The sequence below is a fragment of the Janthinobacterium kumbetense genome (genome assembly GCF_023703445.1).
Classification (GTDB): domain Bacteria; phylum Pseudomonadota; class Gammaproteobacteria; order Burkholderiales; family Burkholderiaceae_D; genus Janthinobacterium; species Janthinobacterium kumbetense.
The window spans coordinates 98,343-111,145 of record NZ_JAMQGR010000011.1 but is presented as its reverse complement, the minus strand read 5'-3'; the positions used below and the strand labels follow the sequence as shown (position 1 = coordinate 111,145).

Genomic DNA, 12,803 nt, shown 5'->3' with positions numbered 1-12,803 from the left:
CCCACTCTAGGGCCAGGTCAGGGGAACAGATCAGGGGCGCTGCGGTGTGTGTAATCATCAAAATCCCACTGTGGGGCGTGGAGGTCGGGCGGAAATACTGTGAATATGGTAACTTAAAAATGTTGGCGTATGTCAACATTTTAAGACCTACGCCGAATGGCCCGGCAGATGCTGCGCCAGGCGGGCAAACACATCCGGTTCGCGCATGCGCGCCATCCACCAGCGCAGCGCCGCGCCATCCTCGCCCACTCTCCAGGCCAGGTAAAACGTTTCCGACGGTTTCGGCTCTTCCACGGCCTTTTCCACCAGCAAGCCACGCGCGATGGCGGCGCGGGCACACGGTCCCGGCAGGAAGCCAAAGCCCAGACCCAGCACCTGGTAGTCGAACTTGACCTGCATGTTCGGCACGCTCAAGGCATCCTGCCCCAGCAGCAGACCCACCGTGCGCGGCGCCATCTGGCGCGCCGAATCGGCCACCACCACGGCCCGGTGCTGCTGCAGGTGGCCACGCGACAAGGGCTCCTGCACCTGCGCCAGCGGATGCGTGGGCGCCACGGCAAACACGAAGTCGAGCATGCCGATCGGCTGCGCGATATAGCCGCCGCCCGCCGGCCCGTCGCCAGGCGCGCCCACCAGCAAGTCGGCCCGCCGGTCCAGCAGCGCTTCCCACGTGCCCGACAGCGTGTCTTGCGACAGGCGCAAGCGCGTCTGCTGCGCCACGTCATAGAAGGCGCGCACGTCGTCAGCCAGGGCCACGGCGGAAAACATGGAATCGATGCCGATGGACAATTCCGTTTCCCAGCCGGACGCCACCCGGCGCACGCGGTGTTCGAGGTCTTGCGCCGCCTTCAGCAGGTAGCGGCCCTCTTTCAGCAATTCCTGGCCGGCCGCCGTCAGCATGACTTTCGGGCCGTTGCGCTGGAACACTTGCACGCCGAGGTCGTCTTCCAGCTTGGCCACCGTATAGGAAATGGTGGACGGAACTTTGTGCAACTCCTTGCCGGCCGACGAGAACGATCCGCGGCGGTCGATGGCGTCGACGATTTGCAGGGCTTCCAGGCTCAGTCTTAACATTCGATTTTTTCGATCATAGGTCGCAAGATTTTCCGTTTTTCTTTCCCGACACAGGGGCCTATACTTTCTCCATCGTACAGCGAAGGGCAGAAAAGAGCCGCGGCGTAGCGCCAGGCAACGGTCCTTCGAAATTATCGCACATTAACTTATAGAAACGGAGTCCACCATGTTACAGATTCGTCACAGCGAAGAACGCGGCGCCGCCAACCACGGCTGGCTCAATTCCCACCACAGCTTTTCCTTCGGCAGCTACCACGATCCGCTGCACATGGGCTTTGGCCCCCTGCTGGTGATCAATGAAGACCGGGTCACGCCCGGCCAGGGTTTCGGCACGCACGGCCACCGCGACATGGAAATCATTTCGTATGTGCTCGACGGCGCGCTCGAACACAAGGACAGCATGGGCACCGGTTCCGTCCTGCACTACGGCGACGTGCAGCGCATGAGCGCCGGCAGCGGCGTGCGCCACAGCGAGTTCAATCACTCGGCAACGGATGGCTTGCACTTCCTGCAGATCTGGATCCAGCCGAACGTGACGGGCATTCCGCCCAGCTATGAAGAGAAACACTTCGCGCCGGACAGCAAACGGGGCAAGCTGCGCCTGATCGCTTCCTCGGACGGCCGCCAGGGTTCCGTGCTGATCCACCAGGATGCGGCCATCTACGCCAGCATCCTGCAGGAAGGCGAACAGGCCGAACACGCGCTGCAAGAAGGCCGCCTCGCCTATGTGCACCTGATCCGCGGCAGCCTGGTGGTCAACGGCACGCCCTTGAAAGCGGGCGATGCGTTGAAACTGACGCAGGAAGCGGCCGTGACAATCACCCAGCCTGAAGACGCGGAATTCCTCCTCTTCGACCTGCCTAAATGATGGCACCTGGCCAAACCTACTGCGCGTCGCGCTTTGCGGCCTGCGATGCTCACCGGCTCGGCGCCCCCGTACAAAGTACGGTTGCGCTTCTTAGCCACAAATCACTGCCGCTCGCTACGGTTTTGCCAGGCACCGCAAGTCAACCTCAAATCTTGATAAAAACAATTGGATTACTATGAAAAATAACACTGATCTGCTGCTGCCCCTCGGCCGTGCCGCCCTTGGCGTGCTGTTCTTTGTCTCGGGCTTGCTGAAAATCGGCGCCTTCGCGGGGGTGGCCGGCTACATGGCCAGCCAAGGCTTGCCAATCGCCAATATTTTGCTGGTGGGCGTGATCGTCCTGGAAGTGGGCGGCGGCTTGCTGCTGATCACGGGCTGGCAGGCGCGCTGGGCGGCGCTGGCCCTGGCGCTGTTCCTGATTCCCACCACCGTGATCTTCCACGCCTTCTGGAGCGCGGACGCGGCCCACTTCCAGGACCAGCTGACGAACTTCCTGAAGAACCTGTCCATCTTCGGCGGCATGCTGTTGCTGGTGGAGCGGGGCTTCGGCAAGGCCGGCCGTCTTGTAAAAGGCTGATCCGGCCGCAATTAGAGCAATATCTCCAGGCATTCCAGCTTTCAAATCTCAGCCAGGGGAAATGGCTTCCCCTGCTTTTTGGTATGATGACAGGGCGCGCCGGCACCGGAGTGGTGTCGCGCGCCTTTTATTTTTGATAATTACCTATATGAGCACAACCATGCAAAGCGGCGCAGACCTCCTGGCGACAGGCGAATTGGATTACACGACTTCCTGCGCACTGCCGACGCCGTGGGCACAGTTCACCCTGCACGCCTTTGTCGAGCACGCCACTGGTAAAGAACACCTGGCCATGGTGCTGGGCGATATCGGCAACGGCGAACCGGTGCTGGCGCGCGTGCATTCCGAGTGCCTGACGGGCGACGTGCTGTTTTCGCAGCGCTGCGACTGCGGCGCCCAGCTCGAGGGCGCCTTGAAACGCATCGCCGAAGAAGGCCGCGGCATCTTGCTGTACCTGCGCCAGGAAGGACGCGGCATCGGCTTGATCAACAAGATCCGCGCCTACCGCCTGCAGGAAGCGGGCGCCGACACGGTGCAGGCGAATGAACAGCTGGGCTTCAAGGCCGACGCGCGCAACTACACCCTGTGCAAGCCCATGTTTGCGCAATTCGGCATCCACAGCCTGCGCTTGATGACGAACAACCCGCGCAAGATCGCCGCCATGGAAGCGCTGGGCATCACGGTGGCCGAACGGGTGCCGCTGCTGGTCAACCGCAACGCCTTCAACCAGCACTACCTGAATACCAAGCAAAGCAAGCTCGGTCACATGATGACGCCGCAAACGGCGCCGGCGCTGGAAGACGGCGCCCTGTAGTCCCCCGGGCCGACGCGTGCGCGATACCGCGCCGCGCCAGCCGCGCTCCTGCTCACGCACAAAGGATGCATGAAATTATCTAACTACGCCTGCTTGCTGGCCAGCCTGTGCGCTGCCGCAGGCGCCCACGCGGCCGCGGCGCCTGTACCTGCCGCGCCTGCCGCGGCCACCACCGCTTCGACTCCCCCCATCAAGCCGCCGCCGGCCACCGCCGCGCCCGCCGCCACCGAACATGCGGCCCTGCCGCCGCCCTCGTCGGCCGCGCAAAAGCTGTACACGGCGGCGCGCGCCGACATCCTGCAAGTGCGCGTGCTGCTGAAAAACGGCCGTACGCAGTCGTCCGTGGGTTCCGGCTTTTTGATCGGCACGGGCGACCTGGTGGTGAGCAACTATCACGTGGTCTCCCAATTCGCGCTCGACCCCGATACCTACGTGGGCGAATGGGTCGACACGAGCGGCCAGCGCGGCAATGTGGAATTGCTGGCCGTCGACGTGCTGCACGACCTGGCCGTGCTGCGTGTGAACCGCCATGGCACGGGTTTCTTCAAGATGCCGGTAGGGCTGGCGCCCTTGACGCAGGGGCAATACCTGTATTCGATGGGCAATCCGCTGGACCTGGGTTTCGCCATTTCGGAAGGTTCCTATAATGGCGTCGTCACACGAAGCTTCTACGATCAGCTGATGTTTACGGGACCGATCAATTCCGGCATGAGCGGCGGCCCCAGCGTCACGGCGAATGGCGACGTGGCCGGCGTGAATGTGTCGAAACGCCTCGATGGCGAACTCGTCAGTTTTCTCGTGCCTGCCCGCTATGCCCAACAATTGCTGGCCAAGGTGGCGCAGCAGGGCAAGGCGCCGAAGGACTTCAAGCCGCTGGTGACGGCGCAACTGCTGGCGCACCAGGAAGTCATGCTGGCGCGCCTGCTCGACACGCCATTGAGCCTGAAAGCAATGGGCCCGTACCGCGTGCCCGTGCGCGAGTCCGACCAGATGCGCTGCTGGGGCCGCTCCAACGTCAAGTCCGACAAGCCCTACATGCTCGACAACACCAGCTGCGCCATGGAATCGGCCATCTTCATCTCCGGCGCCCTGCAGACGGGGCAAGTGTCGATGCGCCACGAATTTTTGCGCAGCAGCGGTCTGGGCGCCCTGCGCTTTTCCGAACTGGCCAGCGCTTCGTTCAAGAATGAAAGTTTCGGCAGCTACAAGAGCGCCAGCCTGACGGGCCCGCAATGCACCGAACAGTTCGTCAAGAACACCACCCTGCCCCTGCGCGCCGTCCTGTGCGTGCGCGCCTACCGCAAGTTTACCGGCCTGTACGACTTTGCCCTGCTGGCCGCCAGCACCGATGAGCCACTCATGAGCCTGCAAAGCCGCATCGACGCGCGCGGCGTGTCCTACGCCAACGGCATGCGCGTCACGCGCACCTTCCTCGAAGCGCTGTCGCGGGAAAGCCGCCGCAAGCCATGAAAGCACCATACTTCATCGAAATCCTCGCCGACAATGGCGAGGTGCGGCAACGCCAGCGCATAGCCACCTTGCCGATCCGCATCGGGCGCGGCTACGACAACGACTTCATCCTCGACGACGCGCATACGGCCGCCGCGCACGCCATCGTCGAAGACGACGGCGCAGGCGGCCTGCTGCTGCGCGACCTGGGCAGCCAGAATGGCGTGATCCACCGGGGCCAGCGGCAACTGCAGGTGGCCATGACGGGCAACAGCATCGTGCGCCTGGGCCACACGCGCCTGCGCGTGCGCGCCAGCGACCACCCGGTGGCGCCCGAACTGGGCGACACGACCCGGCACGACTGGGAAGGCTTGCGCCCCGCCATCGCCGGCCTGGCCATGATCGGCGCCTCGGCAGCCTTCAGCAACTGGCTGAGCGATGCGGACGCCTTCGAGCCAATTTCCTACCTGATGATCATCGCCTACGCGCTGGCCGGCGGCCTCGTGTGGGCGTCGATCTGGGCCGTGGCAAACCGCCTGTTTGGCCATGGGGCGCGTTTCGGCCGCCACCTGTTCATCATCGGCTGCGGCTTGCTGGCCATGGAAGTGTGGGAACTGGGCAGCAATGTGACGGCGTATGCGCTGTCGCTGGAAGTGCTGACGCGCTACGGACGGCATATGTTCATCGTCATTGTATGCGCGATGATCTATTACCATTTGTGCACGATCAAGCCGCAGCATCCGCGCCGTTTCGGCCTCGTCGCCGTCGTGCTGGCCATCGTCGGCTCGACCCTGATCCTGCTGAGCAACCTGCAGGCCAGCGGCCGCCTGGCCGACGAAGCCTACATGGCCGTGATCTACCCGCCAGCCTTGCGCCTGAGCCCGGATCACACGACGGACGCCTTCTTCCGCGACGCGGCCAGTCTGCAGCGCGCCGTCGATGCCGAGCGCGGCCAGGCGGCCAAGGGCGCCGACGAAGACGAAGACAGCGGCGACTGAACCGCTATCAAGCAAAAAGCCCGCCGCATCCTGACGGAGCGGCGGGCTTTTTTACGTGCGCTCGGGACGCGCTTAAAACTTGTCTTCCTGCTTGCGGCGCGCCGTGAAGCCCAGCAAGCCCAGGCCGATCAGCAGCATGGCATAGGTGCTTGGTTCCGGCACGGCCGAGACCAGGCCGTCGGTGCTGGAAAAGCTGGCGAAATTGTTGTTGCCCGCCTTGAACTGGACTTGCTGGCCGCCATCGCAGCAGCCTTCCAGGCCGAAGATGCTCAAGGTATGGTTGCCTGCAGCCAAAGTGCCCGAACCGGCGAGGAACTGGCTGCTGCTATTGTAGTTACCGGCCCACCACAGGTCGCTGCTCTTGAAGTCCAGCGCCACGCCGTCAAGGAACAGGGCGCCGCCCTTGCCGAAATCGACGCCGCTGCGGAAGCTCCAGGCGCCCGCATCAGCCGCGCTGACGCCAAAGTTGATCACCGACTTGAAGGCGATATTCGAACCGCTGCCGAACAGGCTGCTATTCGTGACATTGTTGTAGCTGGCAATCGTCGTCGTGCCATAGCCGGCACCCGGCGTGGCCACGGCGGCATTCACGACGGACTGGTAAGCGGCGGCGGACGCTTGCGCGCCGGCATTCGAGTAGCCGGTAGAGACGGTGATGGTGCTGGCGTTCGCGTGGGCAAACACACCAACGGCGATCAGGGACAAAGCGATTTTAGGCAAGTTTTTCATGATGGGTATCCAGTCAGTAAGTATTCAACGGGCGCAACAGGCGTGAAGGCGCTTGAGCTGAATACACGCTGCATTGAGGCGTGTCGGCATAGCGCAAGAATTGCAAGAATGAGCGGTCGGGGGCGTGGCTTCCGCAAAACTTCGCGGACTTGCGGCGTACCATGGCGGCACTGCAAGCGTCCTGGAAAGGGTTCGGGTTCCCGGGACAAAACCAGACAATTGACGGGTCAGGTGAAACGTTGAATCTATTCTATCTTAAATTCCCTAGAAGAAAAGTATTTTTCTTTTAGCCATGTAAGATATTTATATGACAAGCACCTTGAAACAGGCTGAACAAGCCTGCCGGGATGGGCATTTTACCCCTGGCGCGCTGGCCGGACCTGTCGCGCAAGCGCCACAAGCGCGCGCGCCAGTGTCGCATCTTGCGCATTTCTTTTCGCATGCCGCTGCACCACGCGGCGAAACAGCATGGCAAAATGTAGTCACGCTGCTATCTATCCGAACTGGGGGAAAGAGGAATGGTCGACCTGGAAGAACTACGCTATCTGGCACTGTCGTTTCCCGACGCCACCGAGGAAGAACACCACGACCGTCCGGCCTTCCGCGTGGGCGGGAAGATCTTCGCCACCCTGCCCGATGACGAGCACATCAATGTGCTGCTCGACGCGGAAGCGGCGCATATCGCCACCGTCATCACGCCGTCCGGCTGCGAGAAGCTGTGGTGGGGCGAACGCCTGGCCGGCATCACGGTACGCCTGGCGGATGCCGAGCTGGACATGCTGGCCGCCGCCCTGACGGCTGCCTGGCGGCGCAAGGCGCCCAGCGACCTGGCCAAGACCATCGCCCCGACGGAGTAGTTACATCGGCCAATTGCGCAGCAGCAAGCCCACCATCTGCTGCAATTGCTCGCGAGAGACTCCGGCCGCCGCCTGGATGGCCATGCCCTGCGACAGGGTCACGACGAAGCGCGCCTGCTGCTCCGGGCAGGAATCGGGCGGCAAATCCCCCTCTTCCTTCGCGCGCCGCAAGCGGTCGCGCAGCTTGATTTCACCGCGCAGCCGGCGCGCGAACAATTCATCGCGGATCGGCAAGGCATCGTCGCTGCAGGCGAGCGCCGCATTGACACCCATGCAGCCGTGCGGGCCGTCCGGCATCGTTTGCGCGTCGACATATTGCGTCAGCAAGGCTTCCACCACCTGGCGCGCCGTCGGCTGTTCCAGCGCCGCATCGAAAAACCGCATGCGCGTATCGCTGTAGCGTTCCAGCGCCTTGTGGAACAATTGCTCCTTGTTGCCGAAGACGGCATACAGGCTGGGCCGGTTCATGCCCATGGCTTTCGTCAATTCCGGCAAGGAACTGCCTTCATAGCCTTTTTCCCAGAATACTTTCATGGCGCAATCGAGCGCCTCGTCCGCGTCGAACGTGCGTGGCCGCCCCGTTTTCGCCTTGACCGCCTCTTCTTTTTTATCTTGTTTCATACCGTTCGGTAAAAAATTATTGACAACAATGTCCACCTGCCCTGATTATATACCGACCGGTTAAAAACCTCTCGGCTTTTCAGGAACCTCTCATGCATACACTTTCCAACGCGACTGACGACGATACCACCGTGGCGCCGTGGCTGGCCGTCTTATCCGTCGGCATCGGCGCCTTCGCCCTCGTCACGTCCGAATTCCTGCCCGTCGGCCTGCTGCCCGCCATGGCCGCCGAACTGGCCATCAGCAAGGGCCAGGCGGGCTTGATGATCACCACGCCCGGCATCGTTGCCGCCTTTGCCGCCATCTTCGTCACCGTCGGCTCGGGCCGCCTGGACCGCCGCATCGTGCTGCTGGCCCTGACGGCCCTGCTGGTGGCCTCGAACCTGCTGGTGGCGCTGGCCCCTTCGTATGCGTGGATACTGCTGGGCCGCGCCATGCTGGGCGTGGGCGTGGGCGGCTTCTGGGCCATCGGCAGCGCCATCGGCCCGCGCCTGGTGGCGCCGCAGCATGCCTCGCGCGCCATGTCCATCATCTTCGCCGGCGTCTCGCTGGGCACGGTGGCGGGCGTGCCGGCCGGCGCGCTGGTGGGCGATCTGGTGGGCTGGCGGGTCGCGTTCGGCGCGGCCAGCGCCATTGCCGTGCTGGTCTTCCTCGGCCAGCTGTTGCTGCTGCCCAAGCTGCCGCCGACACAGGCCATCCGCCTGCGCCAGTTGCCGATGATTTTCGGCATCCGCAAGGCCAGGCTGGGCCTGATCGCCACGGCCATGCTCTTCACGGGCCAGTTCGCCGCCTACACGTATATCGCGCCTTTCCTCACGCAAATCTCGCACCTGGCGGCCGGCACGGTCAGCGCCATGCTGCTCGTGTACGGCGCTTCCGGCTTCATCGGCAACCTCGCGGGCGGCTGGGCCGCCGGCCGCTATGAACGGGCCGCGCTGATGGCGACGGGCGCCGTGCTGGGCGTGTCCACCCTGGCCCTGGCCGCGTTCGGCAGCCATTCGCTTACCGCCATGCTGCTGGTGGCCGTGTGGGGTTTCGGTTTCGGCGCCATGCCGATCGCCGTGCAGACGTGGATGTTCAAGGCGGCGCCGGAGCTGATGGAAGGCAGCAGCGCGCTCTTCGTTGCCATCGTGCAAGTGTCGCTGGCGTCCGGCGCCTTGCTGGGAGGCGTGGCCGTCGACCGGCTGGGCGTGTCCAGCGCGATGGTGGTCGGCGGCTTGTTCGCCCTCGGCTGCGGCTTGACGATCGCCATCTTCGGCAAGCCGCAGGCCGGCGCCAAGGCCGGCGCGGCCTGCATCGCCTCGTAGGAATCAGATGCGGCCGCGGCGGAATTCTCCGAGGAATTTCGTCACTTCGGCCGGCGTCATCACCACATCCGCGTCGCCGTGATACGCATACAGGAAGGGCGTGCCGCCCAGGCGGTCCGTCAGCTTGGCAAAGAGCAGAAAGCGGCTGCCCAGCGGATGGCGCTGCAGGTCGGCCAGGCGGCGCGAGCACTGCACGGCCAGCTCCGGCGAAAAGGCCTGGCCCGGCACGGGCCGGATTTCCACGCGGCCATTAATCGCGCGCGATTCGACGGCGACGTGCCGGTATGCATAAGTATCACGGGCCATGCCGCCACCTTGAATGAAGTAAAGGCGCCATCTTAAGCGAAGTGGGCGCCTGCCGTGCTACTGCGGCACGATGCGCAACAGGCGGCCGTTGTCTTCATCCGTCAGCGCGTACAGGTAGCCATCCGGCCCCTGGCGCACGTCGCGCACGCGCGCGCCGATGGCTAGGCGGTCCTGCCCCGTCACCTTGCCGCTGGCATCGACGGCGATGCGGCGGATATCCTTGGCCGCCAGGCCGCCGCTGAAGATGCTGCCGCGCCAGGCGGCAATCTTGTCGCCCGTGTAGACGGCCAGGCCCGAGGGAGCCGGCGACGGCACCCAGGCCACGCTCGGGTTGAGCATGCCGGCCACTTCGTGCTTGCCGACGGGTTCATGCGTCGTATAGTCGGCGCCATAGCTTTGCAGGGGCCAGCCATAGTTGCCGCCCGCCACCACCAGGTTCAGCTCGTCGCCGCCGTACGGACCGTGCTCCGTGGCCCATACGCGGCCGGAAACGGGGTCGAGCGCCAGGCCCTGCACGTTGCGGTGGCCATACGACCAGATTTCCGGCAAGGCGCCCTTGGCCGCCAGCGGATTGCCGGGCGCCGGCTTGCCGTCTTCCGTCAGGCGCAGGATGGAACCCTGGTGCGTGGCCAGATTCTGTGCCTGCTCGCGCGCCAGGCGGTCTTTGACGCGCAGCGGCGGGTTGCCGCCATCGGCCACGCTCATCAGCAAAGTGCCGTCCGGCAGCCACAGCAGGCGCGAGCCGAAGTGCTGGCCGCCGCTCTTGTCCGTGGCCACCTTGAACAGGGTCTGGATGCCCGTCACCTTCTTGCCGTCGAACACGCCGCGCACGAGGGTCGTGCGGTTGGCGTCATTGTTGCCAGTCGACACCGTCATGTAGACGCGCTGCTGCGCCTTGCCCGCATCCTGCGGGTGCAGGACGATATCGAGCAAGCCGCCCTGCCCGCCCGTGAATACCTTGGGCATGCCTTCCAGCGCCACGTCGGTAAAAGTCTTTCCATTGAGCAAATGCAAGGTGCCCTGCTTGCTGGTGACGAGCGCGCGTCCCTCGCCCAGCCAGGCGATGCCCCACGGCTGGCGCACGCCTTCGGCCATGGTAACGGCCTTCCACGGCTGTTTCGCGGCGGGCGGTTCGCCCGTGGCTTGCAGTTCGGCGTGGGCCGCTGGCGCGGCGGCCAGTGCCCATGCAAGCAGGATGCTGGTACGGCGTAGCTGGAACATGCTCTCTCCTGTCAGTGGTCGATGGTCGGTGGCGTATCAGACGCGCAGCAGCAAGGCCACGGCTTCGGCCGCGATACCCTCTTCGCGGCCCAGGTAGCCCAGTTTTTCATTCGTCTTGGCCTTGATATTGACCTGGCCCACACTCACGCCCAGGTCTTCGGCCACGTTGACGCACATGGCGGCGATATGCGGCGCCATTTTCGGGCGCTGGGCGATGATGGTGGCGTCGATGTTGCCGATGATATAACCGGTCGCCTGCACGCGGCGCACGGCTTCGCGCAGCAGGGTGCGCGAATCGGCGCCCTTGAATTGCGCATCCGTGTCGGGGAAATGGCGGCCGATGTCGCCCAGCGCGGCGGCGCCGAAGAGCGCGTCCGTAATCGCGTGCAGCAATACGTCCGCGTCGGAATGGCCAAGCAAGCCCAGGTGATGGGGGATTTTCACGCCGCCGATGATCAGGTCGCGGTTTTCCACCAGCGCGTGGCAGTCATAGCCCTGGCCGATGCGGAAAGGCAGTACGGGAGTCGTTGTGTTCATGCGGGTCTCTCTGGAATTCAAGGGTTGGCCAAATACAGTTCGGCCGTGTGTATGTCGCGCGGCAAGGTCACCTTCAGGTTGCGCGGGTGGCCTTCGACCAGCCTGGGCGCCAGGCCCAGCGCTTCGACGGCGCTGGCGTCGTCCGTGATCGCTTGCGGATCGGGCGCTTGCGACAGGGCCCGGTGCAGCAGCGCATAGCTGAACATCTGCGGCGTCTGCGCCAGCCATAAATGGTCGCGCGGCACCGTCTGCGCCGACAGGCTGTTCTGCCCTGCCCGCTTGACGGTATCGACCACGGGCAAGGCCAGCAAGCCTCCGGCCGGATGGTCAGCGACTTCGGCGATGAGTGTTGCGATCAGCGCCGGCGTCAGGCCAGGACGCGCCGCGTCGTGCACCAGCACCTGGTCGTGGGCGGCTATGCTGCCGTGCAGGGCCTGCAGGGCATTCAGTATCGTTTCCATGCGCGTGGCGCCGCCGCAGCGCAGCACAGTGACGCCTGAGGCTGCGCCCTGCCCCGGCACGACGGCGTCGATCTGGCCATCCTCGGCGCTGACGACGACATAGGTATGCGCGATCAGGGGGCTGGCGAGAAAGGCGTCGAGCGCGTGGCGCAGCATGGGCTTGCCGGCGATAGGTAAATATTGCTTGGGACTGCCCGCTTCCATGCGCGCGCCCACGCCGGCGGCGGGGATCAGGGCAAAATAACGGGGGCGATTCGGTGCTGCTGTCATGCCATTCCTTGTCTAGTTGGCGGGCGCTGTCTTTCCCGCCAGGATATTCTGGATCTCACCATTGCACGCCTTGCCCAGGCGCGCATATTCCTGCGGAGAATCGATGGCCGCCTGCAAGGTCTCCACCTTGCGCATTTCGGCCTTGACGTACGGCAACCAGCCCGTGTCGATCTCGCGCGCCAGCGCCGCCTTGGCCGTGCCGCTGGGCGCATACAGGGGCCGCGCCTCGAAGCGCTTCGCCAGCGCGGCGCGCACGGTCTTTTCCACGCGCGGCAAGTGGTCCATATAGGTTTTCATGTGCCGCAGTTCATGCGCCAGTATCTCATCATACGCGCAAGTGCCGGGGGCAAATTCGCGGCCGATATAGATCACCACGGGCGCATACGTGAGGGTGACGGTAATCTGCGGCGCCACGCATTCGTAGCCGCTGGCCGGGTCTTGCAGCATGGGGCCGGCCAGGGCGATGGCCACGCGCGACTCGGTCTTCGTCAAGCCCAGCACCCAGGTATTGGCGCGCGCCGTGCCCTTCATCACCGTCAGGGCCTTGTACGGCAGATGCGTGTCGATGCTGTAGCCGTTCTGCTGCGCCGTCAGCACGGACACCGTCTTGCTGATCGTGTCTTCGCAGCGCACCTGGAACGGCGTGCGCGCCGCCCCGTGGGCGCCCAGGCTGGCCGACGCCAGCAACAGGAAGATCGCCGTGCGCATGCGCAG

Annotated in this window: 15 protein-coding genes; 7 read left to right on the top strand and 8 right to left on the bottom strand. The window is 64.4% G+C overall.

Annotation, left to right across the window (positions count from 1 at the left end; all coding sequences use genetic code 11):
• Positions 1–147 precede the first annotated feature (147 nt).
• Positions 148–1,074, bottom strand: coding sequence for a LysR family transcriptional regulator (locus tag NCG91_RS23760; RefSeq protein ID WP_251351450.1), 927 nt, complete (start codon positions 1,072–1,074; stop codon positions 148–150).
• 166 nt (positions 1,075–1,240) lie between these two features.
• Here NCG91_RS23760 and NCG91_RS23755 point away from each other — a divergent pair, with 166 nt between their 5' ends.
• The 5 genes from NCG91_RS23755 to NCG91_RS23735 all read left to right on the top strand — a co-directional run bounded on the left by NCG91_RS23755 (position 1,241) and on the right by NCG91_RS23735 (position 5,780).
• The gene (locus NCG91_RS23755) at positions 1,241–1,942 is read left to right on the top strand and encodes a pirin family protein (protein ID WP_251351449.1); all 702 of its coding nucleotides are present in this window, start codon (positions 1,241–1,243) and stop codon (positions 1,940–1,942) included.
• Between the two features lie 175 nt (positions 1,943–2,117).
• Complete coding sequence (locus tag NCG91_RS23750) at positions 2,118–2,519, top strand: DoxX family protein (RefSeq protein WP_251351447.1); 402 nt, start codon at positions 2,118–2,120, stop codon at positions 2,517–2,519.
• A gap of 160 nt (positions 2,520–2,679) precedes the next feature.
• Positions 2,680–3,333: a GTP cyclohydrolase II gene (gene ribA, locus NCG91_RS23745; protein ID WP_077407024.1), complete on the top strand. Its 654-nt coding sequence runs from the start codon at positions 2,680–2,682 to the stop codon at positions 3,331–3,333.
• Between the two features lie 69 nt (positions 3,334–3,402).
• A complete protein-coding gene (locus NCG91_RS23740) occupies positions 3,403–4,803 on the top strand; it encodes a S1 family peptidase (protein WP_251351445.1) in 1,401 nt (466 codons plus the stop codon).
• A complete protein-coding gene (locus tag NCG91_RS23735; protein WP_099667173.1) occupies positions 4,800–5,780 on the top strand; it encodes an FHA domain-containing protein in 981 nt (326 codons plus the stop codon). The genes NCG91_RS23740 and NCG91_RS23735 overlap by 4 nt, the downstream gene beginning before the upstream one ends.
• A 72-nt stretch (positions 5,781–5,852) precedes the next feature.
• Here NCG91_RS23735 and NCG91_RS23730 read toward each other — a convergent pair whose 3' ends face one another.
• Positions 5,853–6,509 carry a CCXG family PEP-CTERM protein gene (locus NCG91_RS23730; RefSeq protein WP_251351443.1) on the bottom strand — a complete coding sequence of 219 codons (657 nt, stop codon included), beginning with the start codon at positions 6,507–6,509 and terminating at the stop codon, positions 5,853–5,855.
• Between the two features lie 518 nt (positions 6,510–7,027).
• On the opposite strand from NCG91_RS23730, the gene NCG91_RS23725 reads away from it, so the two are divergent.
• Positions 7,028–7,366, top strand: a complete 339-nt coding sequence (locus NCG91_RS23725) for an MmcQ/YjbR family DNA-binding protein (RefSeq protein ID WP_099667171.1) — start codon at positions 7,028–7,030, stop codon at positions 7,364–7,366.
• Here NCG91_RS23725 and NCG91_RS23720 read toward each other — a convergent pair whose 3' ends face one another.
• On the bottom strand, positions 7,367–7,987 hold the full coding sequence (locus NCG91_RS23720; protein WP_077407037.1) for a TetR/AcrR family transcriptional regulator: 621 nt from the start codon (positions 7,985–7,987) through the stop codon (positions 7,367–7,369).
• 92 nt (positions 7,988–8,079) lie between these two features.
• Here NCG91_RS23720 and NCG91_RS23715 point away from each other — a divergent pair, with 92 nt between their 5' ends.
• Complete coding sequence (locus tag NCG91_RS23715) at positions 8,080–9,294, top strand: MFS transporter (RefSeq protein WP_099667170.1); 1,215 nt, start codon at positions 8,080–8,082, stop codon at positions 9,292–9,294.
• 3 nt (positions 9,295–9,297) lie between these two features.
• On the opposite strand, the gene NCG91_RS23710 is transcribed toward NCG91_RS23715, so the two are convergent.
• The 5 genes from NCG91_RS23710 to NCG91_RS23690 are packed head-to-tail and all read right to left on the bottom strand — an operon-like array spanning position 9,298 to position 12,797.
• Complete coding sequence (locus tag NCG91_RS23710; protein ID WP_251351441.1) at positions 9,298–9,600, bottom strand: hypothetical protein; 303 nt, start codon at positions 9,598–9,600, stop codon at positions 9,298–9,300.
• Positions 9,601–9,657: 57 nt separating this feature from the next.
• The gene (locus NCG91_RS23705; protein WP_251351439.1) at positions 9,658–10,821 is read right to left on the bottom strand and encodes a PQQ-dependent sugar dehydrogenase; all 1,164 of its coding nucleotides are present in this window, start codon (positions 10,819–10,821) and stop codon (positions 9,658–9,660) included.
• Positions 10,822–10,857: 36 nt separating this feature from the next.
• Positions 10,858–11,358, bottom strand: a complete 501-nt coding sequence (gene ispF / locus NCG91_RS23700; protein ID WP_251351437.1) for a 2-C-methyl-D-erythritol 2,4-cyclodiphosphate synthase — start codon at positions 11,356–11,358, stop codon at positions 10,858–10,860.
• Positions 11,359–11,375: 17 nt separating this feature from the next.
• Entirely contained in the window at positions 11,376–12,089 is a 714-nt protein-coding gene (gene ispD, locus NCG91_RS23695) for a 2-C-methyl-D-erythritol 4-phosphate cytidylyltransferase (protein ID WP_251351436.1), read from the bottom strand.
• A gap of 12 nt (positions 12,090–12,101) precedes the next feature.
• The gene (locus tag NCG91_RS23690) at positions 12,102–12,797 is read right to left on the bottom strand and encodes a hypothetical protein (RefSeq protein WP_251351434.1); all 696 of its coding nucleotides are present in this window, start codon (positions 12,795–12,797) and stop codon (positions 12,102–12,104) included.
• Positions 12,798–12,803 lie beyond the last annotated feature (6 nt).

Coding starts and splice junctions, on each gene's coding strand:
- NCG91_RS23760 (WP_251351450.1), bottom strand. CDS start 1,074: ATGTTAAGACTGAGCCTGGAAGCCCTGCAAATCGTCGACGCCATCGAC.
- NCG91_RS23755 (WP_251351449.1), top strand. CDS start 1,241: ATGTTACAGATTCGTCACAGCGAAGAACGCGGCGCCGCCAACCACGGC.
- NCG91_RS23750 (WP_251351447.1), top strand. CDS start 2,118: ATGAAAAATAACACTGATCTGCTGCTGCCCCTCGGCCGTGCCGCCCTT.
- ribA (WP_077407024.1), top strand. CDS start 2,680: ATGCAAAGCGGCGCAGACCTCCTGGCGACAGGCGAATTGGATTACACG.
- NCG91_RS23740 (WP_251351445.1), top strand. CDS start 3,403: ATGAAATTATCTAACTACGCCTGCTTGCTGGCCAGCCTGTGCGCTGCC.
- NCG91_RS23735 (WP_099667173.1), top strand. CDS start 4,800: ATGAAAGCACCATACTTCATCGAAATCCTCGCCGACAATGGCGAGGTG.
- NCG91_RS23730 (WP_251351443.1), bottom strand. CDS start 6,509: ATGAAAAACTTGCCTAAAATCGCTTTGTCCCTGATCGCCGTTGGTGTG.
- NCG91_RS23725 (WP_099667171.1), top strand. CDS start 7,028: ATGGTCGACCTGGAAGAACTACGCTATCTGGCACTGTCGTTTCCCGAC.
- NCG91_RS23720 (WP_077407037.1), bottom strand. CDS start 7,987: ATGAAACAAGATAAAAAAGAAGAGGCGGTCAAGGCGAAAACGGGGCGG.
- NCG91_RS23715 (WP_099667170.1), top strand. CDS start 8,080: ATGCATACACTTTCCAACGCGACTGACGACGATACCACCGTGGCGCCG.
- NCG91_RS23710 (WP_251351441.1), bottom strand. CDS start 9,600: ATGGCCCGTGATACTTATGCATACCGGCACGTCGCCGTCGAATCGCGC.
- NCG91_RS23705 (WP_251351439.1), bottom strand. CDS start 10,821: ATGTTCCAGCTACGCCGTACCAGCATCCTGCTTGCATGGGCACTGGCC.
- ispF (WP_251351437.1), bottom strand. CDS start 11,358: ATGAACACAACGACTCCCGTACTGCCTTTCCGCATCGGCCAGGGCTAT.
- ispD (WP_251351436.1), bottom strand. CDS start 12,089: ATGACAGCAGCACCGAATCGCCCCCGTTATTTTGCCCTGATCCCCGCC.
- NCG91_RS23690 (WP_251351434.1), bottom strand. CDS start 12,797: ATGCGCACGGCGATCTTCCTGTTGCTGGCGTCGGCCAGCCTGGGCGCC.